21 protein-coding genes are annotated in these 24757 nt (G+C 58.8%); 12 read left to right on the forward strand and 9 right to left on the reverse strand.

Going from position 1 to position 24757, the window contains the following annotated elements; genetic code table 11:
• Positions 1 to 15: 15 nt before the first annotated feature.
• A complete protein-coding gene (locus tag LC083_RS08345) occupies positions 16 to 750 on the reverse strand; it encodes an anaerobic ribonucleoside-triphosphate reductase activating protein (protein ID WP_226699962.1) in 735 nt (244 codons plus the stop codon).
• Positions 751 to 757: 7 nt separating this feature from the next.
• Entirely contained in the window at positions 758 to 2779 is a 2022-nt protein-coding gene (locus tag LC083_RS08350) for a ribonucleoside triphosphate reductase (protein ID WP_226699963.1), read from the reverse strand.
• Positions 2780 to 3000: 221 nt separating this feature from the next.
• Here LC083_RS08350 and ipdC point away from each other — a divergent pair, with 221 nt between their 5' ends.
• The gene (gene ipdC, locus LC083_RS08355) at positions 3001 to 4635 is read left to right on the forward strand and encodes an indolepyruvate/phenylpyruvate decarboxylase (protein ID WP_226699964.1); all 1635 of its coding nucleotides are present in this window, start codon (positions 3001 to 3003) and stop codon (positions 4633 to 4635) included.
• Positions 4636 to 4680: 45 nt separating this feature from the next.
• Here ipdC and LC083_RS08360 read toward each other — a convergent pair whose 3' ends face one another.
• The 4 genes from LC083_RS08360 to LC083_RS08375 are packed head-to-tail and all read right to left on the reverse strand — an operon-like array spanning position 4681 to position 8646.
• Positions 4681 to 6300, reverse strand: a complete 1620-nt coding sequence (locus tag LC083_RS08360; RefSeq protein ID WP_226699965.1) for an acyl-CoA dehydrogenase family protein — start codon at positions 6298 to 6300, stop codon at positions 4681 to 4683.
• 46 nt (positions 6301 to 6346) lie between these two features.
• Positions 6347 to 6964, reverse strand: a complete 618-nt coding sequence (locus LC083_RS08365; RefSeq protein ID WP_226699966.1) for a carbonic anhydrase — start codon at positions 6962 to 6964, stop codon at positions 6347 to 6349.
• Between the two features lie 5 nt (positions 6965 to 6969).
• Positions 6970 to 8163 carry an NnrS family protein gene (locus tag LC083_RS08370; protein ID WP_226699967.1) on the reverse strand — a complete coding sequence of 398 codons (1194 nt, stop codon included), beginning with the start codon at positions 8161 to 8163 and terminating at the stop codon, positions 6970 to 6972.
• 18 nt (positions 8164 to 8181) lie between these two features.
• The gene (locus tag LC083_RS08375; RefSeq protein WP_226699968.1) at positions 8182 to 8646 is read right to left on the reverse strand and encodes a DUF4149 domain-containing protein; all 465 of its coding nucleotides are present in this window, start codon (positions 8644 to 8646) and stop codon (positions 8182 to 8184) included.
• Between the two features lie 89 nt (positions 8647 to 8735).
• Here LC083_RS08375 and LC083_RS08380 point away from each other — a divergent pair, with 89 nt between their 5' ends.
• Complete coding sequence (locus tag LC083_RS08380) at positions 8736 to 9950, forward strand: alginate export family protein (protein ID WP_226699969.1); 1215 nt, start codon at positions 8736 to 8738, stop codon at positions 9948 to 9950.
• A 24-nt stretch (positions 9951 to 9974) separates the two neighbouring features.
• The gene (locus tag LC083_RS08385; RefSeq protein ID WP_226699970.1) at positions 9975 to 10352 is read left to right on the forward strand and encodes a limonene-1,2-epoxide hydrolase family protein; all 378 of its coding nucleotides are present in this window, start codon (positions 9975 to 9977) and stop codon (positions 10350 to 10352) included.
• 4 nt (positions 10353 to 10356) lie between these two features.
• On the opposite strand, the gene LC083_RS08390 is transcribed toward LC083_RS08385, so the two are convergent.
• Entirely contained in the window at positions 10357 to 10947 is a 591-nt protein-coding gene (locus LC083_RS08390; RefSeq protein WP_226699971.1) for a GNAT family N-acetyltransferase, read from the reverse strand.
• 42 nt (positions 10948 to 10989) lie between these two features.
• On the reverse strand, positions 10990 to 11685 hold the full coding sequence (locus LC083_RS08395; RefSeq protein ID WP_226699972.1) for a helix-turn-helix domain-containing protein: 696 nt from the start codon (positions 11683 to 11685) through the stop codon (positions 10990 to 10992).
• A 215-nt stretch (positions 11686 to 11900) separates the two neighbouring features.
• Between LC083_RS08395 and LC083_RS08400 the strand changes: the two genes are divergently transcribed.
• The 9 genes from LC083_RS08400 to LC083_RS08440 are packed head-to-tail and all read left to right on the forward strand — an operon-like array spanning position 11901 to position 23873.
• Positions 11901 to 14648 carry an MFS transporter gene (locus LC083_RS08400; RefSeq protein ID WP_319003426.1) on the forward strand — a complete coding sequence of 916 codons (2748 nt, stop codon included), beginning with the start codon at positions 11901 to 11903 and terminating at the stop codon, positions 14646 to 14648.
• Entirely contained in the window at positions 14645 to 18382 is a 3738-nt protein-coding gene (locus LC083_RS08405) for a nitrate reductase subunit alpha (protein WP_226699973.1), read from the forward strand. Before LC083_RS08400 ends, LC083_RS08405 begins: the two co-directional genes overlap by 4 nt.
• Positions 18379 to 19908, forward strand: coding sequence for a nitrate reductase subunit beta (narH, locus tag LC083_RS08410; protein ID WP_226699974.1), 1530 nt, complete (start codon positions 18379 to 18381; stop codon positions 19906 to 19908). The genes LC083_RS08405 and narH overlap by 4 nt, the downstream gene beginning before the upstream one ends.
• Entirely contained in the window at positions 19824 to 20612 is a 789-nt protein-coding gene (gene narJ, locus LC083_RS08415) for a nitrate reductase molybdenum cofactor assembly chaperone (protein WP_226699975.1), read from the forward strand. Before narH ends, narJ begins: the two co-directional genes overlap by 85 nt.
• Positions 20613 to 20615: 3 nt before the next feature.
• Positions 20616 to 21317, forward strand: coding sequence for a respiratory nitrate reductase subunit gamma (narI, locus tag LC083_RS08420; RefSeq protein ID WP_226699976.1), 702 nt, complete (start codon positions 20616 to 20618; stop codon positions 21315 to 21317).
• Complete coding sequence (locus LC083_RS08425) at positions 21310 to 22122, forward strand: peptidylprolyl isomerase (protein WP_226699977.1); 813 nt, start codon at positions 21310 to 21312, stop codon at positions 22120 to 22122. Before narI ends, LC083_RS08425 begins: the two co-directional genes overlap by 8 nt.
• A gap of 5 nt (positions 22123 to 22127) precedes the next feature.
• On the forward strand, positions 22128 to 23147 hold the full coding sequence (moaA, locus tag LC083_RS08430) for a GTP 3',8-cyclase MoaA (protein WP_226699978.1): 1020 nt from the start codon (positions 22128 to 22130) through the stop codon (positions 23145 to 23147).
• Between the two features lies 1 nt (position 23148).
• Positions 23149 to 23406 (forward strand): MoaD/ThiS family protein, encoded by a 258-nt coding sequence (locus LC083_RS08435; RefSeq protein WP_226699979.1) that lies wholly within the window; start codon positions 23149 to 23151, stop codon positions 23404 to 23406.
• A complete protein-coding gene (locus LC083_RS08440; RefSeq protein WP_226699980.1) occupies positions 23403 to 23873 on the forward strand; it encodes a molybdenum cofactor biosynthesis protein MoaE in 471 nt (156 codons plus the stop codon). The genes LC083_RS08435 and LC083_RS08440 overlap by 4 nt, the downstream gene beginning before the upstream one ends.
• A gap of 59 nt (positions 23874 to 23932) precedes the next feature.
• Here the strand turns inward: LC083_RS08440 and LC083_RS08445 are convergent, their stop codons facing one another.
• On the reverse strand, positions 23933 to 24682 hold the full coding sequence (locus tag LC083_RS08445) for a CBS domain-containing protein (protein ID WP_226699981.1): 750 nt from the start codon (positions 24680 to 24682) through the stop codon (positions 23933 to 23935).
• Positions 24683 to 24757 lie beyond the last annotated feature (75 nt).

Genomic DNA, 24757 nt, shown 5'->3' on the forward strand with positions numbered 1-24757 from the left:
TTTCGTCTGCAACGGCTAGCGGAATTCGAGTGTTATCGGGCTTTGCGCGGCCAGCCTCGTTTGATCGATAGCGCGCCTGTTCTCAGGAAGATTACCCAGCGTCGGACAATCTTTTCCGGTAATCGCCTGTTGGATCGCGAATGTGCCTTCGTAGCCACGTGAGGCGAGGTCATGGGCCATGGCGAGCACGTCTTGCTCGCCGAGCAGATCGGTGTGGACGGTCGTGCGTACTTCGACGGGCACTTCGCTTTGGGCGCACAGCAAAGTGAGCGTTTGCTTGAACCGATTGAATGCGGTGACGGTGGTGACCTTGCGAAACAGGGCCCGCGGAGCCTTGTAGTCGAGCGCGACCCGGTCGAGCAGATCTTGATCGAGCAGACGCTTGACCACGTCCGGCCGCAGGCCGTTGGTGTCCAGCTTGATGGCAAAACCGAGCTGTTTGATCTGCGCCATAAACCGCGCGAGACCCGGCCATGTCGTCGCTTCGCCGCCCGAGAAAACAACACCGTCGAGCAGCCCGCGGCGCTTGCCTAGAAACTCCAGGACTTGGTCTTCTCCGATTGTGCCTTTGCCAAGCACGATCTGCGGATTGTGGCAGTATCCGCAGCGCATGTTGCACCCGGCGATCCAGAGTATGCAGGCCGTCTGGCCGGGAAAGTCCAGCATTGTAAAGGGAGTGAGCGCGTAGAAGGGGGCGACCGAAGCCTTCGTTTCTCGCCGCCCCGGCCGCGTGGACATAGCGTCCGACATCTCGCGATCAATCCTGCCGCGCGAACAGGTCGCCCACCATCGCCGCATCCTCGGTGAAATGCCGTCGTTGCCGGTGTTCGCCCTGCTTCCCGCGATTGAAGCTGTCGACCGGGCGGAAATATCCCATGACCCGTGTCCAGACCTTGGTTCGTTCGCCGCATGTCGGACACTCGGGCTGCTCGCCGTCGAGATAGCCATGGGTGTCGCAGACCGAGAAAACGGGCGTGAGGGTTACGTAAGGCAGGCGGTAATTGCTAAGAACCTTGTGGAGGAAGTTGCGTGCCGCATCCGCGCTCGACAATTGCTCGCTCATATAGAGATGCAGCACCGTACCGCCGGTATATTTGCACTGAAGATCATTCTGGAGTTCCAGCGCCTCGAACGGATCATCGGTCAGGTCGACCGGGATCTGTGACGAGTTGGTGTAGTAGATGTTCTCACCGCTTCCTGCCTGGAGGATGTCGGGGAAACGCTTCGCATCTTCTTTTGCAAACCGATAGGTCGTGCCCTCTGCTGGGGTTGCTTCGAGATTATACAGATTGCCCGTTTGCTCCTGATAGCCGACCATTCTCTGGCGCATGTGCTCCAGGATATCGAGCGCCATGGAAATTCCGTCGTGGTCGGCTAGATCGAAGGTGTCATCGGTGAAATTGCGCACCATCTCGTTCATGCCGTTGACCCCGATGGTCGAAAAGTGATTGCGAAGGAATGGCAGGTAACGCGCCGTGTAGGGGTAGAGGCCGCGGTCATACATCTGCTGGACGAAGGCACGCTTCTTCTCCAGCGTTGAACTGGCGAGGTCCATCAGCCGGTCGAGCTCGTTCATGAGGCCCGTAAGATCGCCTTTGAAGCGATAACCCAGTGCCGCCATGTTGATGGTGACCACCCCCAAAGAGCCGGTCATTTCGGCAGAGCCGAACAATCCGTTTCCGCGCTTGAGAAGCTCACGCAAGTCGAGCTGGAGCCGGCAGCACATCGAGCGCACCGCGCCTGGCTGGTAGGCCTCTGGGTTGCGGCGTTTCTCGCCTGTCTCCGGATCGCGAATGAACTGGCTGCCGATGAAGTTCTGGAAATAGGAGGATCCAACTTTCGCCGCGTTTTCGAAAATTGCGGTCGCGACCTTGCTGTCCCATTCGAAATCCTCGGTGATATTCACGGTGGGAATAGGGAATGTGAAGGGTTGACCCGTCGCATCACCCTCGGTCATGACCTCGTAATAGGCGATGTTGATCATTTCCATTTCAGCAGCAAAATGGGGAAATCTCAGGTCCTCGAGACCGCGTATTCCCATGTCACGGGCCTGGGCTCGCGCAAGCAGCGTGTCATTTTCGATGCCGTGAAAAAGATGGCGGTCGCGATAGGTCGGATAGAGTTCGCGCAGATCTTCAGGCACCACAATGTCGAGCGTAATATTGGTGAAGGGCGATTGTCCCCACCGGGCTGGAACATTGAGGTTGTAGACAAACTGCCGGATGGCTTTTTTTACCTCGGAGAAGGTAAGGTTGTCATAGAAGACATAGGGCGCGAGATAGGTATCGAAGCTTGAGAAGGCCTGGGCACCGGCCCATTCGGACTGAAGGATACCGAGGAAATTGCTCATCTGGCCGAGCGCTTCGCGGAAGTGGCGTGGCGGCCTTGATGACACCCGCCCGGCGACGCCGTTGAAGCCGTCATTCAGGAGCGCGCGAAGCGACCACCCGGCACAATACCCGGTCAGACAGTCGAGATCGTGGATATGGATGTCCGCTTGGCGGTGCGCGTTGCCCTCCGCGGGAGAATAGATTTCATCGAGCCAGAAATTGGCGATGACCTTCCCTGCTACATTGCTGACTAGACCCGCATGCGAATACCCGACATTGGCGTTGGCCTTGATGCGCCAATCGGCTCCCGAAATATACTCGCCAACGGTCTCGGAACAATCGATGGAACGCCCGCTCCACAAGGATTCACCCAGTCGATCAAACGGCTCTGCCCGATCGTTCGCAGCCTTGATTTCGTCTGTGAGCTTGCCCCTCGGTTCAGCGGTCATGGTCGTTCATCCTCCTGCGCGTGGCTCAGCCGCTGCACAGCTTGAGCACAACATGTTGTATGGAGGAGTTTCGATATACCCAATATGGAGATTCTCATTTGATAAATATCAAATGGGAAACTTTCACGGGTTCCAAATGAGGTGAGAGAAGCCAACGATCCTGCCAATTTGACTTCGATCAAGGCAAGCTGGGCGGCTGTAATCGAGAGCAGCGCCTCGACATGTCATACACGATTTCAACCGCGCTGCTTCATGCGCTGAAAGACCGGGGTGCGGATCGCATCTTCGGGCTTCCCGGCGATTTCGTCCTGCCATTTTTTAGGTCCATCGCCGAGAGTGGAATCCTTCCTCTCCATACGCTCAGCCACGAACCGTCGGTGGGATATGCAGCGGATGCCGCCGCCCGCATAGGCAGTACTCTGGGCGTCGCAACCGTGACTTATGGGGCCGGAGCGCTCAACCTCGTCAATGCTGTTGCGCAAGCCTACGCTGAGAAGTCTCCGTTGGTTGTGATTTCAGGGGGGCCAGGTGCCGACGAAGCAAAGCTGGGTCTCAGCCTGCATCACCAGGTGAAGAGCTTGAGTTCGCAATTCGAGATATTCCGCGAGGTTACCTGCGCGCAATGCATCCTTTGCGACCCAGCAACGGCGCCTGCCGAGATAGCTCGTGTTCTCGATACTGCTGTAAGCCTATCTCGGCCGGTGTATATTGAGATACCGCGCGATATTGCCGATGCAGCGTGCGATCCCGTCCCTGCGTCGGTGCCAGCGGCCACTGACAGCGATGCGGCGCGAGCTTGTGCAGCAGAGGTGCTACACAGATTGTTGTCCGCAAGCTCGCCGGCAATTCTGGTGGGGGTCGAAGCGAGGCGCTACGGGCTGGAAGAAAAGATCAGCGAGCTTTGCAGCGTGCTGGGCTTGCCTGTTGCGACCAGCTTCATGGGCCGCGGCCTGTTTGCAGGAAGGACCCTCCCGCTTCTCGGGACCTATCTCGGATCCGCGGGAGATCCTCATATCTCTACGGTAATCGAGCGAGCGGACTGTCTGTTAATGCTCGGTGCTATTGTCTGCGATACCAATTTCGGTGTCTCCGGCCGCAAGATCGACATGCGCGCCGCGATCCGGGCCCTCGATCGCAGTGTGGTGTTCGGCCATCATCTATATCCAGACATCTCGCTTGAAGCCTTGATCGAGGCCATGCTCGATATCGCCGAGCCTATCGGCAACCCGGTGCCCCAGAAACGCGCAGAATATCCAAGGGGCCTGCCCGACGATGACACGGCGCTGGAACCATCGCATCTGCCGCTTGCCCTTAACGACCTGTTCGATGATCACGGTCCTATGCCAATCGCCGCTGACGTCGGGGATAGTCTCTTCATTGGCCTCGAAATCACCGACACGCAGCTGATCGCGCCCGGTTATTATGCATCAATGGGCATGGCTGTTCCTGCGGGGATGGCGATCAATGCGGTTACGGGTCGCCGCCCAATCGTGCTTGTCGGCGATGGCGCATTCCAGATGACAGGCTGGGAACTGGGTAACTGCCCGACATATGGATGGACACCGATAGTAATCGTTCTCAATAATCGCAGCTGGGAAATGCTACGCAGCTTCCAACCGGAACAGCGTTACCACAATTTGCGAGACTGGCACTTTGCCGATATCGCGCCATCGCTTGGGGGCAAGGGGGCTAGGGTCAAGACCTGCGCGGAATTGAAACACGCACTTGAAGCAGCCCTTGCGGACTGCAGTCGATTTCATCTGATCGAGGTAATGCTTCCTCGCGGCAAGACATCCGGTTCGCTGCGCAAGTTCGCTTCTGCAATCAGGCAGATATCGGTGATGAAAGACGAATAGCGCACTGGGCACAGAAGACGTTCGTTCCAAATACAGCTCGACGCGCTAGTCAACGGCGGGCATTGCCCGTTCGATGATTGACTCGACATCGACATAGGCGTCGGATGCGCCATAGGCAAACGCCGGATGTTGCAGGCGCAGCTTGCAAAACGCTTCGGAAACCGGATTCTCCGCGGCAATCAATGCAGCCCCTTGCGCCGCAAGGGCCAGGCGTTCGACATGATACCGGGCATGTCTTTCGCTCACTGCGGAAAGATCGAGACCATCGACCCAACGGTCATACGCTCTGAGGGTCCCGCGTGCGTCGCTCAAAAAGCTGTGCACCGCTTCAAGCGCTCCCGGTTCGCGGTCAATTGCCCGCAGGAGATCGAGCGCGATGACATTGCCTGAGCCTTCCCATATGGCGTTAAGCGGCGACTGTCGGAAGAGGCGGGCCATGACACCATCCTCGATGTATCCTGAGCCGCCCAGGCATTCCATCGTTTCAAAGACCATTCCCGGTGCACGCCTGCAGACCCAGAACTTGGCAATCGGGGTCAGCAGCCGCGCCAACGGCTCCTGTTCATCGAAGGCATTGGCAACGCGGAAGGCCAATGCCGTCGCAGCTTCGCTTTCGACCGCGAGGTCCGCAAGCACTGCAGCCATCGCTGGCTGATGCGCCAGAACCTTTTGGAAAGCCGTTCGGTGCGATGTGTGCCAGAGCGCTTCGGCAAGCGCAGCACGCATCGTCGCCGCCGACCCGATAACACAGTCGAGCCGCGTGTGCTGAACCATTTGCAGGATAGTTGCCACGCCGCGCCCCTCATCCCCAATTCGCTCGGCGTAAGCCCCGTGATACTCAATCTCGGACGAGGCATTGGAACGATCGCCGAGCTTGTCTTTCAGACGAATGATCTGGAATCCGGCATTGCGCTCGCCGTCGGGTGTCCACCGAGGGACCAGAAAACACGTTAGCCCTCCTTGCGCATAGGCAAGTGTCAGGAACGCATCGCACATTGGCGCTGAGCAGAACCATTTGTGACCGGTGAGCCGGTATCCATCGTCCGTCCGCTCCGCGCGCGTGGTATTCGCCCGGACATCGGAGCCACCTTGTTTCTCGGTCATCGCCATGCCGATGGTCACGCCGACTTTCTCGCCAGCAGGTCGGACGGATGGGTCATATAGTGATGCCGTGACGCCAGCGATCCACTGGTCGCCGACCTCAGGCCCTATGGCGAGCGCCGGGACCGCAGCATATGTCATCGTCATCGGGCAGCTGGTTCCGGCATCGACCTGCCCGGACAAGTAGCTCAAGGCAGCATGCAGCGTGTGTCCTGCCTCGGTGCCGTCCCAGGCCGCCGCCGCGATCCCTTCGTTCAGGCTGAGCGCCATGAGATGATGATAGGCAGGATGAAATTCGACCTCGTCAATCCTTTGGCCAAACCGATCATGAGTGTGAAGCACGGGGGGATTGCGGTTGGCGGCCTCCCCCCAGCCGATCACCTCGGCGCTGCCGGTTTTCTCGCCGAAGCGGGCAAGCTTCTCGCGATGATTTGAGGCCCCCGCGCCTGCCACCGCATCCTGCAATGCCTGATCAGACAGAAATCGATTGAAGCTCGCAAGCGGAGGCGGTTGGTTGATAACCTCATGTGTCCTTAGGGTCGTGACGGGGCGAAGCGGTGTCATGCCTATACGGTCTCCCTTGGCTTAGTCGTGTGTGCCGGCGGGCTTGTCATTGACCTGGCTCAAGGAAGTCGACCTTGCCACTATCGAGATGATAGAATGCGCCGACCACCTTCAAGGCTCCGCTGCGCTGAGGTTCGAGCAGTGCGGGCGGTGACTCTTGCTGCAATTCCCGCACCACGCGGCGCACATTGCTGATTGCGGCCGCATTGGGAAGCTCATCTGCCCAGGGATCGGTTTCCAGCACAGCTGGTAGAAGCGACTGGAGCACCTTGGCGATATTGCCCGAATACTGCGCATCGCCCCGCGCCATCGACACCGCTGCGCGCAAGGCTCCGCATCCCTCGTGCCCCATGACCACTATCAAAGGTACTTTGAGGTGCGTCACGGCGAACTCCAAACTGCCAAGCGCACTCTGACACAGTGTGTTGCCCGCATTGCGGATGATAAACAGTTCGCCCAATCCGCGTTCGAACAGGAGCTCAGGCGGTACTCTCGAGTCCGAACAGCTCAGATAGGCGGCAAAAGGGCGCTGCGCCGCGGCGATCTCCAGCCGTCTGAGCCGATCCATATTCGGCTCGTATGCCACATCCTCAAGGAAGCGACGGTTTCCTTCTATCAGGAGTTCAAGAGCCTCGTCCGGAGTCAGTGGTTCGTTGTCTTCCATTTGCGCTATCCTGGTTTGCCATCTCGCCGGGGCGTCAGGTAAATGACAAGATTGCGCAGCAGCCACGGCAACAAGCCAAAAGCAAACACCGCAGCTGCTGTAACAAGCAAGGCGCCGTTTTCAATTTTGATCGCGGCGAAAACCCGAGCCAAAGTCGCGATCTGGATAGCGCAGAACGCTACCCATGCTGCGACTGGCATAGTAAGCGGGCGCCCCGAATGGCCCTGGGTCACCCGCGTAACCATCGCCACCAATAGACTGCCTGCAAACCCGATCAGCAAAGCATGGTCGGGTCCGCGACCAAGGACATTGGCCGCGCTGTCGATGGCCGCGAGAGCAAAGCCAAGCGGAGCCCAGGCGAACCCCCAGATTAGCACGTTGAGCAAACCGGGCGCTGGTGAACGCGGCCACCACTTCCAGCACATGTATGCCGTGACGACGGCTAAAGCGCCGTTGGCGATAAGCGAGCCGGATAAACTGCCGAACAACTCGCTCGAAAGTCGCGCCGCCAACAACGCCCAGAGGATGGCGAGCAGCCAGTCAGGCCGCCAGCGTACATACTCGTCGACCACGTTTCCGGCGAAAAACGGGATCATGCGGTGCGCTACCGTCAGGAATACAGGCAAGAGCACCCCGGAAATGCCCAGCCGATTGGCGTAGACCATCAATTGTCCATCGCCACTAGCGATGAAGGTTGTGGCGGAGAGCACGCCGATCCATCCGGCCAGGACCCCGAGCAGCGCAGACCACGCATGCCAGCATGGAGGCTTGCCGGTGCGTGAATAGCGCCACAGGACGCCTGCCAGGACGATAATTGCAAGGGTCCAGCTTCCGGCTAGAAGGCCAAAGCCTATCACGACCGCGCTGTCGGCCCCCGACCATATCCCGGCAATGATGATAGAAACCCCGAAGAAAAGCAGTGCTGCAACCGGGCCGAACTGGCTCGCGGTGAGATCTTCCTGGCTCATCCAGCGCGGAAAGACGGTCAACAGGAAGCCGAATATGAACGGTGCGAGCGCAGCGTATATCATGGTCGGTCCATGCAGCAGCGTGCCGGGCAATTCGGTTTGGGCTGGCGAAGGAAAATCGGCGAAAAATGCAAACATTTGCGCCGCCCACCATAGTGCCAATCCGGCTACACCTATGGTCCCAGTCAGAAACGGAAGCCGGTGTGGCGCTGCAATCAAAAGCCGTATCATCTCAACTGTCCGCGCATCCTAGATCAAGCCGTGCGCGCCAGCCATGGCGCCAGCGACCGTAACGAGCGTCGCAAGCGACAGTAGGCGATGCAGGCGCACCATCCGGTCAAAGTCTTTTGCGGGCGTGCTCGAGGTGCTCATTCGTCGATGGAGGAAGAAAGGCTCAATCACGAACAGCATCAGGAAGAATACAAGCCACAAAGCGAGCATCGCATGCATCCACCAGAAGCCTGGCGCTGCAAAACGCGACCACATGTCTGCCCCCCAAGTCATCCAGAACCCTGTTGCGCCAGCAAGTATCACCCAGAATTTGGCCTGGATCGAGAAACCCTGTTCGATCCGGTGAAATGCCTTCAGCCTCTGCTCGGGTGGCTCTGAGCGGGCGATGGCTGGCATCACCACGAATGTCACGAACCAGACACCCCCGATCCAGCCGACAACGGCGACGACGTGCAGCACTCGTGCAAGGGTGAAATCATCCAACGACATGAGCTGCGATGTGCACAAACGAGCATCCAGCGACTTTGACGCAAATCAAATACTCTTTTTGCGCGAACGCTAATTGAGCCGGCATGACCAAATCTGTTCTAACGCTCGCCGCCTCCGCGCTTGCCTTGACCCTTCCTGGCGTGGTGCAGGCTCAAGCCAGTGACCCTCTTCCGGTCGATCCCTATCTCGATATCCTCTACCGGCTCGAGGTCGTCGATCAGGAAGGTCTGACTGAGGATGCGACTGCATCGACCATGCGGATCAAGGCGGGCGTCGAGACCGATGAATGGAATGGCTTCAGCGCGTTGGTCGAAGGCGAGGCGATTGTGCGGCTCGGACCGGAGGACTTCAACGATACGGTCAATGGGCGCACGAGCTTTCCCATCGTCGCAGATCCTTCGGACGTGCTTCTCAATCAGGCTTTCGTAAAATGGCGGCCCATCGAAGAAGCCTCGATCACCGCTGGGCGACAGGCGATCAATCTCGATAATCAGCGTTGGATCGGTTCGGTCGGTTGGCGCCAGAACGACCAGACATTTGACGCGGTTCGCGCAAGCGCGGAGCCTCTTGCCGGTGCATCGATTGACTATTTCCATGCCTGGCGGGTCAATCGCATTTTCGGCCCGGATTCGCCTCAGGGTATCTGGCGTGACAACGATATTCACGGGGCTCGTGCTTCCTACGAGTTCTCGGGCGTCGGCACGATTTCGGCCTATGGCTACTTCCTCGATATTCCCGATGCACCTGCTGCCAGTTCGCAGACGCTCGGCGTTCGTCTATCGGGCAACACCGCACTGAGCGGCGCTGTGAAATTCCTCTATACTGGAGAATACGCGCGCCAACGCGATTTCGGGCCGAACCCTGCCGACTTTTCGCTCGACTACCTGCTCGTCGAACCTGGCGTGTCGGTGGGCGGGTTTATTGCAAAGGTCGGACTGGAGCGACTTGAAGGTAATGGGGTGGTCGCGTTACAAACCCCGCTGGCAACATTGCACGCCTTCAATGGCTGGGCGGACAAATTCCTGGCCACGCCGCCGAATGGCCTACGCGATACTTATGCCGATCTCAGCTACCGTTTTGGTGACGGATCGTCCCTGAAGGGTTTGCTGCTACGCGGGCTTTTTCATGATTTCAATGCGACCGAGGGGAGCATCTCCTACGGCCAGGAGTGGAATGTTCTCGCGGTTTATCCCTTGCGGAGCAACGTGACTCTTCTTGCCAAATTTGCACACTATGAAGCGGACGCCTTCGCCACTGACACGACCAAGGGGTGGCTGTCTGTTCAACTGAAATTCTGATAAAATTCAACACGTGGAGGAGCGATGCGCGAGAAAAAGAACACTGCAATTGTCCGCAGCTTTGTTGCCGCTTGGTCTAGGCTGGATGTCGATGAACTGGTGGGCTTCTTCGCGGTGGACGGGATCTATCACAACATGCCGCTCGCACCCGTTCAGGGTCACGCCGCGCTGAAGAAATTTATCGCAGCTTTCCTGTCGGGATGGAGCCGGACCGAATGGGATATCCTAGCTGTCGCCGTAGCTGGAGACACTGTTTTCGTCGAGCGACTGGACTGCACTGTCGTCGATGGAAAGAAGGTCGACTTGCCGTGCTGCGGGGTCTTCGAGATGGAGAACGGCAAGATCCGGGTCTGGCGCGATTATTTCGATATGGCGACCTATCGCAACGCTGTGGATGCTTGACAGGTCATTGCCTGTCTGATTCAGGACTGCGCCAGTTCTCGCGGGTCATCTCCCAGCAGTGCGAACGGCGAGTTGTGCCGTCTGATCGTTTGCTGTCGTGTATCCCAGTATAGACGAAGCCTGCTGCCTCGATGACCTTGGCTGAGCGCACATTGTCGAGCGCCGCTGTCACTGCGATCAAGCGCACATCGAGTTGTTCGAACATCCACTCGAAACTCCGCGCTGCTCCGGCTTTTCCCATTCCCATGCTCTGAGCATCCCGACGATAGGCGCCGGCGATCTCGGCAGCGGAGAGTTCTGGCCAGACCGTGAAGTAAGAGTAGCTCACGATCTTGCCGCTCTTGTCCTCCATGATTGCCAGCAATGCCTCTCCTTTGCGTTGCCCCTTTTGTGCTGCAAGAATCCAGTGTTTGATCGTCTCGTGGGTTAAGGGCCGCGGAAGATCGTAAATCGGATCGGAAACTTCCGGATCAGCGAGCAAATCGAGCAAAGCTCCAGCGTCCTTTGCTGTCGCCAGCCGATAGCCTGAGCCGAGCAAGGTAACATCCGCCATTCTTACGGCGGCTCGGATTTGCGTCTCTTCTTCGCCGGTCACGCGCAACTGTGTTTGCGGAGGGGTGCTCACTGCAGGTTGTTCCTAAAATCGGTCAGGCGGTACAGGATCCGGGCGCGAAAATGCCGCGAGAGCTTCCTTGTCTTCGATACGCACTTTCGCTCCGGCTACGCTCACGCCGTGCTGCTTCAATGCCCCGAACGCGCGTGAGAGGTTCTCCGGCGTCATACCGAGGAGGGAGGCCAGCACGCGTTTCTCGCCCTTCAGTTCGAACTCCCATTCACCGCCCAAGCGGGTACTATACTCGAGCAAATGGTTTCCGAGCCTTTCTGCCGATTGCCGCGATTTGAGGTCCGTCAGCGCGCGGACGAGATCACGATAGCCGAGCGCCATTTCACGCATGGTTGCCTCCATCAAACCCTCATCGCGGTTCATGGCTTCGCGCAGGTGGACGGCTGGGACCAGCAATATCCTCGAGGAGGCCAGCGTGCGGGCTGACATGAGATAGGGCATGTCGGTGACTACTGCGGCCAAGATGTAACTCGAAACAGGTTCGACAATCCGCATCGTCGTGTCGCGGCCCGCGCCACCGACATAGAGTTCGACCAGTCCATCAACAAGGACATGGAGAAAGTCGGCCTGTTGTCCTGCCTCGAACAGGGTGAGCTGCGGCGGGAAGACCTGCAAATAGGATGCGGAAAAGACTTCTTCGCGTTGCGCCTCATCCATCTCTCTGAACAAAGGCAGACGGGCAATTTCCGGCTTCTCACCGATTCGCATTAAGAGCCTCCATGTGCGGCGGAATTTGCTACGTATCTTCCTGCTTGATGAATATCAATTGCTCGATTGACCTGTTTCGTTCGTGTTGAGCTGCAAAATCAGGTCTCTTCGAATTTTGACTGAACTGCTTCTGTAATTTGACGGAGATCAAAGTGCTTGGCCCAGGCATGGGCAATCCCCCCGATACGCAATCGCTTTAGCGTTAGGACCATGTCATGCCGTCAGGGGAAATCGCCAGCTCAGCCGAACAAAACCGCGCGCTGGGGCTTAGCACCTTCGCATTCACCATCTGCTTTGCGGTTTGGACGATCTTCGCGATCATCGGCATCGAGATAAAGGAAGAATTGGGACTGAGCGATACGCAGTTCGGTCTTCTGGTCGGCACGCCGATATTGACCGGGTCGCTCACACGCCTTTTCCTGGGCGTCTGGGCCGATCAATATGGCGGGCGCGCGGTTTTTCCGCTGACCATGCTGGCATCTGCGGCGGCTACCTTCCTGCTTTCCTATGCGACAAGCTATCCGGTCATGCTGCTGGCAGCGCTCGGCCTGGGTGTTGCCGGAGGCACATTTGCGGTCGGCGTCGCCTATGTTTCCAAATGGTTCCCGCAGGAGCGACAGGGGGCTGCACTCGGATTCTTCGGCATGGGTAACGTCGGCGCGGCCCTGACAAAATTCGTCGCACCATGGGTCATGGTGGCGCTCGGCTGGGAGGCTGTCGCGCAGATCTGGGCCGCAGTGGCCGCCGTAGTAGCTGTCGTCTTCTTCCTGTTTGCGAAGGATGACCCCGAATTTGCCGCGCGCAAAGCAAGCGGTGCCAAGGCCAAGACCCTGAAGGAACAGCTCGAGCCGCTCAAGAACGAGCAAGTCTGGCGTTTCTCACTTTATTATTTCTTCGTATTCGGCGCCTTTGTTGCTCTTGCCTTGTGGCTGCCGCAGTACATGGTCGGTCTGTACGATCTCGATGTGAAGACCGCAGGCATGCTCGCGGCGGCATTTTCACTCTCTGCAAGCGTCTTCCGCGCCTATGGCGGTATTCTTTCCGACCGCTACGGCGCGCGCAAGGTGATGTATGCAACCTTCGGCGTTTCGCTCGTCCTGCTGTTCATGCTGTCCTACCCGGCGACCGATTATGTCATTCACGGAATCGAGGGTGATATCACCTTCTCGACTTCTATGAGCCTTATACCCTTCGTCATCAGTGTCTTCATACTGGGATTCTTCATGTCGCTGGGCAAGGCGGCCGTCTACAAGCACATCCCCGTCTATTACCCGGAACATGTCGGATCGGTAGGCGGCCTGGTTGGCATGGTCGGCGGGCTTGGAGGGTTCATTCTGCCAATCGTGTTTGGTGCGGTCAGCGACCTCACCGGCATCTGGACCAGCTGTTTCATGGTGCTCTTCGCGCTCGTCGCGGTGGCGCTCACCTGGATGCACTTTGCGATCCGGCAAATGGAACAAAAAGCGGCTGGCATCGACACCCGCTCGCTGCCCGAGTTCCCCGAGATGGCAGGGATACACGAAGAGGAAAAGCATGGTGCCGCCAAACCAAGCAAGGTGCTGAGCGAGTGGAAACCGGAAGATTCCGAGTTCTGGGACCAGACCGGCGAAAAAATTGCCCGGCGCAACCTCTACATTTCCATTCCTGCGCTCCTCCTCGCGTTTTCGGTCTGGATGGTCTGGTCGATGGTGGTGGCGAAACTGCCCTCGATCGGGTTCAACTATACCACTGACCAGCTGTTCTGGCTGGCTGCGTTGCCGGGGCTATCGGGGGCGACACTGAGGATATTCTACAGCTTCATGGTGCCGATCTTCGGCGGACGACTGTGGACGACCCTGACCACCGCCTCGTTGCTGATCCCGGCTTTCGGCATCGGCTACGCGGTCCAGAATCCGACTACACCTTACGTGATCTTCCTGGTCCTTGCGCTGCTCTGCGGCTTCGGTGGCGGGAACTTTGCTTCCTCGATGTCCAACATCAGTTTCTTCTTCCCCAAGGCGCAGAAGGGCAACGCGCTGGCGCTTAATGCGGGTCTCGGCAATCTCGGCGTTTCAGTGATGCAGTTCGTCGTTCCACTGGTAATCGTGGCGAGTGTTTTTGGAGCGCTCGGTGGCGAACCCCAGCAGACTGCCGAAGGGGGCCAACTGTGGCTGCAGAATGCCGGCTTTATCTGGGTGCCGTTTATCATGGCCTCCACGCTGCTCGCGTGGTTCGGAATGAACGACATTGCCGACGCGAAGGCGAGCTTCCGTGAGCAGGCAGTGATCTTCCAGCGCAAGCACAACTGGCTTATGTGTTGGCTCTACACCGGCACCTTCGGATCCTTCATCGGCTTTTCTGCTGGGCTGCCGCTGCTTGCGAAACACCAGTTCCCTGATATCGACGTGCTCAAGTTCGTCTTCCTTGGGCCGTTGGTGGGCGCGCTCAGCCGTGCCGCAACCGGTTGGGTATCTGATCGCTGGGGCGGTGCGCGGGTCACCTTTTGGGTCTTTGCCCTGATGATGCTTGGGGTGCTCGGGGTGATGTATTTCCTTCAAGCGGCAAATTGGTGGGGCTTCCTCGCGGCATTCATCTTCATGTTCTTCATGACCGGCGTGGGCAATGCCTCGACCTTCCAGATGATCCCCAACATCATGCGACAGGAAGTGCCTCGCCTGATGCCCGATCTCGATGCGGCAGCCCGTGTCCGTCAGGCCGAAAAGGAATCGGCCGCGATCGTGGGCTTCACCTCGGCTATCGCAGCCTACGGCGCCTTCTTCATCCCGAAGAGCTTCGGTAGTGCGATCGCCGCCACCGGTTCTCCGATGGCTGCCTTGTGGGGCTTCTTCATCTTTTACGCCAGCTGTGCGGCGCTGACCTGGTGGGCCTACACCCGCCGTGGCGGTTTGCTGCACGATATCGAACGCGGCCGGGCGCCAGCCCCGGTTGAATCACCCGCTCAGCTCAAGGGAGCACAAGCATGAGCCATCTTCTCGACCGACTGACCTTCTTCAAACAGGCCAAGCAGCCTTTTTCGAAGGGCCATGGGATCACCACCAACCAGAATCGTGACTGGGAGGATAGCTATCGCAAGCGCTGGCAGCACGACAAGATTGTTCGCTCCACCCATGGCGTGAACTGCACCGGGTCGTGCAGCTGGAAGATCTACGTCAAGGGCGGGATCATCACGTGGGAAACGCAGCAGACCGATTATCCACGCACCCGGCCTGATTTGCCGAACCATGAACCGCGTGGGTGCCCGCGCGGAGCAAGCTACAGCTGGTACATCTATTCGGCCCAGCGACTGAAGTACCCGATGGTGCGTTCGCGTTTGCTCAAACTCTGGCGCGATGCGCGCGCGCTTCGTACTCCGGTCGCGGCCTGGGCTTCGATTGTCGAGGATCCGGTCAAGCGCAAGAGCTACACTGCGATCCGCGGCCATGGCGGCTTTGTTCGCTCGACATGGGACGAGGTCAACGAAATCATCGCGTCGGCTAACGCCTACACTGCCAAGACCTATGGGCCGGACCGTGTGATCGGGTTCAGTCCGATCCCGGCAATGTCGATGGTCAGCTATGCGGCGGGATCGCGCTACCTCTCGCTCCTCGGCGGCACCTGCATGAGCTTCTACGACTGGTATTGCGATCTTCCCCCCGCCAGCCCGATGACCTGGGGCGAGCAGACAGACGTTCCTGAAAGCGCCGACTGGTACAATGCCGGCTTCCTGATGATGTGGGGTTCGAACGTGCCGCAAACGCGTACGCCGGATGCTCACTTCATGACCGAGGCGCGCTATCGCGGCACGAAGACGGCAGTCGTTTCGCCCGACTATGCCGAAGCGACCAAGTTTGCCGATCTGTGGCTCAACCCCAAGCAGGGCACAGACGCCGCGCTCGCCATGGCGATGGGCCATGTGATCCTGCGCGAGTATCACCTTGATCGGCAGGCCGAGTATTTCGAGGACTATTGCCGCAAGTATTCAGACATGCCGATGCTTGTGCGTCTGGTTGAGAAGGATGGCGCCTACATTCCCGAGCGTTTGCTTCGCGCGTCGGACTTCCTCGAGGATCTTGAAGAGGCGAACAACCCTGAATGGAAGACCGTTGCTGTCGACGATACGACCGAAGAGGTGGTGGTGCCCACCGGCTCGGCTGGGTTCCGATGGGGAGAGCAGGGCAAGTGGAACCTTGAAGAAAAGGATGGTCGCGGCAACGATACCGTGCTGCGAATGACCAACATCCTCGAGGGGCAGCATGATGAGGTGATCGAGGTTGCTTTTCCCTATTTCGGCAATCGCGAGCACGACCATTTCGAGGGCACCGATCACCCCGATGTGTTGAATCGTCGGGTCCCGGTGCGTCAGCTGCAACTGAAGGAAGGCAAGGCCTTTGTCGCCACGGTCTTCGACCTGTTCTGCGCCAATTACGGTCTCGATCGCGGTCTGGGCGGCGAGCATGTCGCACGCGATTATTCGGAGATGGTTCCTTACACGCCTGCCTGGGCAGAGAAAATCACCGGGGTTCCCGCCGACAATATCATCACCGTTGCCCGTGAATTTGCGAGCAATGCCGAAGCGACCAATGGCAAGTCGATGGTGATCCTGGGGGCCGGTCTCAACCACTGGTACCACATGGACATGAACTATCGCGGCATCATCAATTTGTTGGTGATGTGCGGCTGCGTCGGCCAGTCAGGCGGCGGCTGGTCGCACTATGTCGGCCAGGAAAAACTGCGGCCACAAACGGGCTGGCTGCCGCTGGCATTTGCGCTGGACTGGAATCGCCCCCCACGTCAGATGAATTCGACCAGCTTCTTCTACGCGCACACTGACCAGTGGCGCTACGAGACGCTCGATATCGGCGAGATCCTCTCGCCGACCGCGCCCGATGATGACTGGGACGCGAGCCTTATCGACTACAATGCGCGGGCTGAGCGCATGGGCTGGCTGCCCAGCGCGCCGCAGCTCAAGACCAATCCGCTGGAAGTGGGCAAGGCGGCTAAGGCTTCAGGCAAGGAAGCTAAGGACTACGTTGCCGAGCAGCTCAAGGCGGGCGAGCTCGAGATGTCCTGCTTCGATCCGGATGATCCCGCCAACTGGCCGCGCAACATGTTTGTCTGGCGCTCCAACTTGCTCGGCTCCTCGGGCAAAGGTCACGAGTATTTCCTCAAACACCTGCTCGGCACCGCGCACGGCGTACAGGGCAAGGATCTGGGTGAAATGGGAGGCCAGAAGCCCAAGGAAGTGAAGTGGCACGACGAAGCGCCGCAAGGAAAGCTCGACCTGCTGGTTACGCTCGATTTCCGCATGTCGACAACCTGCGTCTATTCGGACATCGTTCTTCCTACCGCGAGTTGGTACGAGAAGGATGATCTCAACACGTCCGACATGCACCCATTCATTCACCCGCTCTCGGCTGCGGTGGATCCAGTGTGGGAGTCGCGCAGCGACTGGGACATCTACAAAGGCATCGCGAAGAAGTTCTCCGAAGTCGCGCCCGAAGTGCTGGGTGTGGAGCAGGACGTTGTCATGGTCCCGATCCAGCACGACAGTCCGAATGAAATAGCCCAGCCCTTCGAGGTCGAAGACTGGGGCCGGGGGCAGGCCGAGCCCGTCCCCGGCAAAACCATGGCCAATGTCGCGGTTGTTGAGCGAGATTATCCCAACCTCTACAAGCGTTTCACCGCGCTCGGTCCGCTGATGGACAAGCTTGGCAATGGCGGCAAGGGCATCGCCTGGAACACCGAGCATGAGGTCGAAAATCTGCGCAAGCTTAACGGCGAGGTGCGCGAGGATGGCCCGACCAAGGGCATGGCGAAGATTGAAAGCGCCATCGATGCTGCCGAGGTCATTCTGATGCTAGCGCCAGAAACCAATGGTGAAGTAGCGGTCAAGGCGTGGGATGCGCTGTCAGCGAATACCGGCCGCGATCACAAGCATCTTGCGCTGCCCAAGGAAGAAGAGAAAATCCGCTTCCGAGATATCCAGGCGCAGCCGAGAAAGATCATCTCCTCGCCGACCTGGTCGGGGCTCGAGAGCGAGCATGTCTGCTACAATGCGGGATACACCAACGTCCACGAGTTGATCCCGTGGCGCACGCTGACCGGGAGGCAGCAGCTCTATCAGGATCACAAGTGGATGCGCGCATTCGGCGAAGGCTTTTGCCTCTATCGCCCGCCGATCGATACCAAGGCAGTGAAGCCGATGCTCGACGAGGCGAAGGACGCGCCGCATGTGGTGCTTAACTTCATCACCCCGCACCAGAAATGGGGCATCCATTCGACCTACACAGACAACCTGTTGATGCTGACACTGTCGCGCGGGGGGCCGATTGTCTGGATGAGCGAGGTAGACGCCGCCAAGGCCGGACTGGTCGACAATGACTGGGTCGAAACCTTCAACGCCAACGGCGCGCTGGTGGCGCGCGTGGTCGTGTCGCAGCGGATGAAGGAAGGCACATTGTTCATGTACCATGCGCAGGAGAAGATCGTGAATGTTCCGGGCTCGCCGCTCACCGGCCAGCGTGGCGGCATCCATAACTCGGTCACGCGCGCGGTGCTCAAGCCGACCCATATGATCGGGGGTTATGTCCAGCAGAGCTACGGTTTCAACTATTACGGGACGGTCGGTTCGAACCGTGACGAATACGTCATCGTCCGCAAGCTTCAAAAGGTCGACTGGCTCGAAGAAGCGCTTCCTGAAGGGGAGAATGCAGCATGAAGATCCGCGCTCAGATCGGCAAAGTGCTTAATCTCGACAAATGCATCGGCTGCCACACCTGCTCGGTCACGTGCAAAAACGTGTGGACCAGCCGCGAAGGCATGGAATACGCCTGGTTCAACAATGTCGAAACCAAACCCGGCATCGGCTATCCCAAGGATTGGGAAAACCAGAAGCGCTGGAACGGCGGCTGGGTTCGCACGCCCGGCGGCTCGATCCGCCCCAAGATGGGCGGCAAGTGGCGGGTGCTGGCGAAGATTTTCGCCAATCCCGATTTGCCCGAGATCGACGACTATTATGAACCCTTCACCTTCGATTATGCGCATCTGCAGAAAGCCGGCGAAAGCAAGGCCTTCCCGAGCGCGCGCCCACGCAGTCTCGTGTCGGGCGAGCGGATGGAGAAGATCGAGTGGGGCCCCAACTGGGAGGAAATCCTGGGCGGCGAGTTTTCCAAGCGTTCCGAGGATTACAATTTCGAAGGGGTCCAGAAAGAGATTTACGGCCAGTTCGAAAACACATTCATGATGTATCTGCCGCGGCTGTGCGAGCACTGCCTCAATCCGACCTGTGTCGCCGCCTGCCCATCGGGCGCGATCTACAAGCGTGAGGAAGACGGCATTGTCCTGATCGACCAGGAAGCCTGCCGGGGCTGGCGCATGTGCGTGTCGGGCTGTCCGTACAAAAAGATCTATTACAACTGGAAAACCGGCAAGAGCGAAAAGTGCATCTTCTGCTACCCGCGCATCGAAGCGGGTCAGCCTACGGTCTGCTCGGAAACCTGCGTCGGGCGCATCCGCTATCTCGGTGTGATGCTCTATGATGCGGATCGGATCGAAGAGGCAGCCTCGGCAGAAAGTATCGAGGATCTTTACCAGGCGCAGCTCGACATCTTCCTCGATCCCAACGATCCCGAAGTGATCGAACAGGCGCGCAAGGATGGCGTACCCGAAGCCTGGCTCGAGGCCGCGCGCAAATCGCCGGTGTGGAAGATGGCGATGGAGTGGAAGGTCGCCTTCCCGCTCCACCCGGAATACCGCACCTTGCCCATGGTCTGGTACGTGCCGCCTTTGTCGCCGATCAGCGCAGCGGCCAATGCGGGCAATATCGGCATCAATAACGGCATGCCCGATGTCCGGTCCCTGCGCATTCCGCTCAAATATCTCGCCAACCTGCTGACCGCGGGAGACGAGGAACCGATCGCGCTTTGTCTTGAACGGATGCTGGCCATGCGCGGATATATGCGGGCCAAGACGGTGGAGGGCGTTCACAACGAAGCTATCGCCAGCGATGTCGGCCTGACCGGCGCTCAGATCGAGGAGATGTACAAGGTCATGGCGCTGGCCGATTACGAGGATCGCTTCGTGATTCCGACCGGCCACCGCGAGGATGCCGAAGACATGTACGACGAACGCGGCTCCTGCGGTTTCTCGTTCGGCAATGGATGTTCGGGCGGCAGCGGCGAACCCAACCTGTTCGGCGCGCCTGCCGCGCGCAAAAAACTCCAGACACCGACGGAGGTCTTCTGATGCAATCTCTCCATCTTCTCTCGCTCTTGCTGCAATATCCAAGCAAGGACTTGCAATCAGTGGCTGGAGAGATCCGCCAGCGCCTGCACTTGGATAAAGCGCTGCCTGCCGATGCAGTCGCTGAACTTGACCCGCTCCTTACCCGGCTTGCCACCAGCGACATCTATGAGGCGCAGGAAAACTACGTCGAGCTGTTCGATCGGGGGCGAGCGCATAGCCTGCACCTGTTCGAACATGTTCACGGCGAAAGCCGCGATCGCGGACAGGCCATGGTCGATCTGCGCGAGCGCTATCTCGCCGCAGGCCTGGAACCCACCGGCAACGAACTGCCCGACTACTTGCCGCTGTTTCTCGACTATTGTTCGACGTTGCCCGAAGAGGCCGCGCGCGATATGCTGGCGGAACCCGGCGTAGTCCTTGTCGCGCTGGCTGCGCGATTGGCCGAGAAGCAATCCGACTACGCCCCGCTCTTTGCGCTGCTGTGCGACATTGCCGACGTCGAAATGAACGAAGACGCGATGAACGCGATCCCCCCTGCGGACGATCCGGAAGATCTCGAAGCGCTCGACGCACAATGGGAAGAAGAAGAAATCCGTTTCGGCGCAGAAGCCGCGCCAGACCCGAATGCAGCATGCCCGAAAGTCGGCGAAATGCTTGACCGCATGCGTGATCCCGCTGCCCCCCAAACCCCGGTTAGGAGCTGAGCCATGGGCGATTTCATCCACCACCTGCTCTATGGTATCTATCCATACATCGCGCTTGTCGTACTTGCGGTCGGGTCGATCATTCGTTTCGACCGCGAGCCCTATAGTTGGCGCTCTGGATCAAGCCAGTTGCTGCGCCGAAAGCAGCTGATGGTCGGCTCGGTGCTCTTTCACGTAGGCGTACTGTTTATCTTCGTCGGTCACCTTGTTGGCCTTCTGACACCCATCGCCATTTTTGATGCTCTCGGAATCAGCCACGGCGCCAAGCAGCTTCTGGCGATTGTTGCAGGCGGAATCGCCGGGGTGGCTGCGATAATCGGTGCCACTTTGCTGATCCATCGCCGCTTTTTCGACCCGCGCGTTCGCGCCGCTTCGAACTTCAGCGACAATATGATCATCCTGATTCTCTGGGTGCAGCTCGCCCTCGGCCTTGCGACCATACCGCTCTCGGCTGGCCATCTCGATGGCGAGGAAATGGTCAAGTTCATGAACTGGGCGCAGGGCATCTTCACCTTCCAGGGAGACGCGGCGAGTTACATCACCGACGTGCATATCATCTTCAAACTGCACCTGTTCCTGGGCCTGACCATCTTTGTGCTCTTCCCGTTCACGCGGCTCGTGCACATGCTTTCGGCTCCGGTGCGCTATCTCTGGCGCGACGGATACCAAGTGGTCCGTACACGCAGGGGTTTGAGCCATGGCTGACGTTTTGGAGCATCCGACCGTCCGCGTCGGCGGGGTCGAAATCCCCGCTGGCGCGATCGCTGCCGAGGCGCAGAACCACCCGGCGGGCGATGCAGAAGAAGCATGGTGCGAGGCTGCCAAGGCCCTCGCCGTCCGGCAATTGCTGTTGGCCGAGGCAGACCGACAGGAGATCGTTGCTGAAGAATGCGTCGATGCCGAAGGCCGGAAACTGGTGGACGATGATGCCCGGATCGATGCGCTACTCACCAACAACGTCGATGTACCGACCGCGACCAGCGAAGAGGCGAAGCGTTTCTACGACAATCATACTGAGCGCTTCTGCAGCGAAACCCTGATCGAAGCCGAGCATATCCTGTTCTCCGCCAGTCCGGATGATGCTTTCAACTACAGCCTCGCGGTGGGCGATGCGCGTATGGCTATTCGAGACATTGAGGCCGATCCGACGTGCTTCGCCGAACTCGCAAAGTCCAAATCTGCCTGCCCTTCGAAAGATCAGGGTGGCAATCTAGGCCAGATCGGTAAGGGACAGACGGCGGCTGAGTTCGAACAGGCGCTTTTTGCTTTATCCGCAGGCGAGCTATGCCGCGACCCTGTCAAATCACCGTTCGGCGTCCACGTCATTCGTGCCGGACGGCGGGCCGAAGGCAAGCAATTGCCGTTCGAAGTGGTCGAACAATCAATCCGGAACTATCTCGAAGAAGCCAGTTATCGCAAAGCAGTGTCGCAATATCTGTCGATCCTTGCCAGCGAGACCGATATCGAAGGCGTCGATCTCGCCGCAGCCGAAGGCCCCCTGGTCCAGTGACACACATGCGCAACATCGATGCTGGTAGCGCCCAAAGGCATCCAGACCACTTGTTCGACGGGATCGGACGGCGGTTTGAATATTTGCGCCTCTCACTGACCGATGTCTGCAATTTCCGCTGCACCTATTGCCTGCCCGATGGCTACAAGAAGCCGTGCAATCGCCCGGCAGAGCTCAGTGTCGGTGAAGTGCGCCGCGTAGTCAGCGCTTTTGCCAGACTAGGGCTGTGGAAGGTGCGCTTGACGGGCGGTGAACCGACGCTGCGGCGTGACTTTGATGAGGTCGCCCGCTCTGTTGCAGAAATTCCGGGCATTCGGCGCGTGGCGATGACGACCAACGGATATCGGCTCGCGGAACGGGCTCAGGCATGGCGTAACGCAGGGATCAGCGCGATCAATATCAGCGTGGATTCGCTTGATCCGGCCCGATTTGCCGAGATCACCGGTCATGACAGATTGCGCGAAATCCTAAAGGGTATCGATGCGGCACAGAAAGCGAATTTCGACAGCATCAAGCTCAACGCAGTGCTGATGCGCGGAGTCAATGACCGGGAGCTTGAGGCAATGGTCGATTTCGTATCGTCGCGCGATCTTTCGCTGCGGTTTATCGAAGTCATGCGCACCAACGACAATGCCAAGTTCTTTGCAGAGCGGCACGTGGCGGGACAGTCCGTGATCGATCGGCTACAGGCTCTGGGATGGGCGCGGCTCCCGCGACAGCCCGGCGCCGGGCCCGCAGTCGAATTCGGGCATGACCAGGCGAAAGGGCGGATCGGGATTATCGCGCCGTATTCCAAGGATTTCTGCGCCACGTGCAACCGGCTGCGTGTCTCTTCGCTCGGCAAATTGCATCTGTGTCTGTTCGGCGATGCCGGGATCGATCTGCGTCCCCTGCTTCAGAGCGATGATGACGAACGAGATTTGATCGAACGGATATGCAAACTCACATCCACCAAGGCACCGGCGCATCGTCTGCACCAGGGGAATAGCGGCGCTACTCCTCATTTGGCGTCGATTGGAGGCTGAATTGAACAAGTCAATCGACGTCGAACTCTGCGGGAAGCTGGCCGATAGCTATGGCGGCTCGGTCACTCTCGACATCTCGCAAGATGGCTTGTCCGTCAGGGAGCTGTTTGCCGCAGTGAGCAGCGCCTACCCGCTGCTTGCACCGGTCCTCGCTGGCGGTCGCATAAGAGCCTGCGTCAATGAAGTTATCGTGCCTGACGATGCGATGATCCACCATGGCGACGCGGCGGCCCTCTTCCCGCCTGTTTCAGGCGGATGAACACGCATGTCGAAGTGAAACAGACGGCATTCGATCCGTCTGCATGCCTTGCGGAATTCGTCGGGCGTATTGGGGATGAAGGAGCTGTTGTTAGCTTCACCGGCAGGGCCAGAGGGCACGCCAAGGACGGCGCGCTAATCGAGGCACTGGTGCTGGAAAGCTATCGCGGGGTCACGCTCGCTTCGATGCGGCAAATTGCGGCGGACGCCCACGCGAAATTTCCGATAACCGCCAGCCATGTCATCCACCGCACGGGCCGGATCGCTCCCGAGGAGGCGATTGTCTTCGTGGCAACCGCATCGCCTCACCGCAGAGCAGCGTTTGAGGCTGCCGACTATCTGATGGACAGGCTCAAGACAGAAGCGGTGTTCTGGAAACGCGAGGAACATGCCAGCGGCTCGACCTGGATCGAGCCGACCGATGCCGACCGAAGCGACGCAATGCGTTGGTCCAATTCGCTGTCATGATCCACTCGCAACCCAGCTCTTCTGGATAGGCGCGCGAGGATGTATTGCTTCGGATCGAGTCAGCCCCAAAACGCCTGGGTCACTGCGCGATGATCATCGACAGACTTGACGAACGGGATCGCCGCGACAGCCGTACGCGAAGGCAAGAGTGCGTCCTCGTCTTGCACGGTCCCTGTCAGCGTCACGACGCCTCCCGAGACCGCTACATCCGTTAACCAGGCGCTTGCCCCTTTTATCGTCAAGAGCTTCTCGATCACCCGCGCGCGAATGATGTCATCGTCGTTGGTCATGGGGCCATGAGAGCCGATGGGACGTACGATCAGTGCTCGCACGATATCGGCCCGGCTGACGATCCCAACGAGCTCGTTTTCGCGCAGGACCGGCAAATGCTTGATCCGGTGTTCGTCCATAAGGTTTGCGATTTCGGACAGCGTGGTGTCCTCCTCGACGGTCACGACAACCGGCGTCATCACTTCCCCGACGGTTTGGCCGAACGCCTTGACGCATTCCGGTTCCGGAGAGTCGATATCGCAGGAATCAGGCGGATTGCCCAACTCTTCCCGGTGGAGCAAATCGGTTTCGCTCAGGATTCCTAGGATTTTGCGCCCCGAAACGACCGGGAGCGCGCTGACCCCGTGCTCGATCAGCATTTCCGCAGCGTCATGGATCGACACATCCTCGTGTATCGAAATCACGGAGCCGCTCATGATGTTGCAGGCTTTCAGCTCAGTGTGAGTAGGGGGTCCTGTGCCCTGGTCTGTGCTATTTCGGCGTGTTGCCGCAGACTTCGTATCATTTGCTTTAGTCATGACTGCCTCCTTGTTTGTGGAGGCGTCGCTTCATTCTCAGTGCGTGGCGGAACTGCCGGCCGCTAAGCCCAGGAT

This window comes from Qipengyuania gaetbuli (assembly GCF_020524765.1).
Lineage (GTDB): Bacteria > Pseudomonadota > Alphaproteobacteria > Sphingomonadales > Sphingomonadaceae > Qipengyuania > Qipengyuania gaetbuli_A.

What these genes read in the sequence shown, in the direction of transcription:
- LC083_RS08365 (WP_226699966.1), bottom strand. Translation starts at nt 6,964, where the DNA reads ATGGAAGACAACGAACCACTGACTCCGGACGAGGCTCTTGAACTCCTG.
- LC083_RS08385 (WP_226699970.1), top strand. Translation starts at nt 9,975, where the DNA reads ATGCGCGAGAAAAAGAACACTGCAATTGTCCGCAGCTTTGTTGCCGCT.
- narJ (WP_226699975.1), top strand. Translation starts at nt 19,824, where the DNA reads ATGTTCGGGCGGCAGCGGCGAACCCAACCTGTTCGGCGCGCCTGCCGC.
- narH (WP_226699974.1), top strand. Translation starts at nt 18,379, where the DNA reads ATGAAGATCCGCGCTCAGATCGGCAAAGTGCTTAATCTCGACAAATGC.
- LC083_RS08380 (WP_226699969.1), top strand. Translation starts at nt 8,736, where the DNA reads ATGACCAAATCTGTTCTAACGCTCGCCGCCTCCGCGCTTGCCTTGACC.
- LC083_RS08345 (WP_226699962.1), bottom strand. Translation starts at nt 750, where the DNA reads ATGTCGGACGCTATGTCCACGCGGCCGGGGCGGCGAGAAACGAAGGCT.
- moaA (WP_226699978.1), top strand. Translation starts at nt 22,128, where the DNA reads ATGCGCAACATCGATGCTGGTAGCGCCCAAAGGCATCCAGACCACTTG.
- LC083_RS08400 (WP_319003426.1), top strand. Translation starts at nt 11,901, where the DNA reads ATGCCGTCAGGGGAAATCGCCAGCTCAGCCGAACAAAACCGCGCGCTG.
- LC083_RS08440 (WP_226699980.1), top strand. Translation starts at nt 23,403, where the DNA reads ATGAACACGCATGTCGAAGTGAAACAGACGGCATTCGATCCGTCTGCA.
- LC083_RS08370 (WP_226699967.1), bottom strand. Translation starts at nt 8,163, where the DNA reads ATGATACGGCTTTTGATTGCAGCGCCACACCGGCTTCCGTTTCTGACT.
- ipdC (WP_226699964.1), top strand. Translation starts at nt 3,001, where the DNA reads ATGTCATACACGATTTCAACCGCGCTGCTTCATGCGCTGAAAGACCGG.
- LC083_RS08445 (WP_226699981.1), bottom strand. Translation starts at nt 24,682, where the DNA reads ATGACTAAAGCAAATGATACGAAGTCTGCGGCAACACGCCGAAATAGC.
- LC083_RS08350 (WP_226699963.1), bottom strand. Translation starts at nt 2,779, where the DNA reads ATGACCGCTGAACCGAGGGGCAAGCTCACAGACGAAATCAAGGCTGCG.
- LC083_RS08425 (WP_226699977.1), top strand. Translation starts at nt 21,310, where the DNA reads ATGGCTGACGTTTTGGAGCATCCGACCGTCCGCGTCGGCGGGGTCGAA.
- LC083_RS08405 (WP_226699973.1), top strand. Translation starts at nt 14,645, where the DNA reads ATGAGCCATCTTCTCGACCGACTGACCTTCTTCAAACAGGCCAAGCAG.
- narI (WP_226699976.1), top strand. Translation starts at nt 20,616, where the DNA reads ATGGGCGATTTCATCCACCACCTGCTCTATGGTATCTATCCATACATC.
- LC083_RS08360 (WP_226699965.1), bottom strand. Translation starts at nt 6,300, where the DNA reads ATGACACCGCTTCGCCCCGTCACGACCCTAAGGACACATGAGGTTATC.
- LC083_RS08395 (WP_226699972.1), bottom strand. Translation starts at nt 11,685, where the DNA reads ATGCGAATCGGTGAGAAGCCGGAAATTGCCCGTCTGCCTTTGTTCAGA.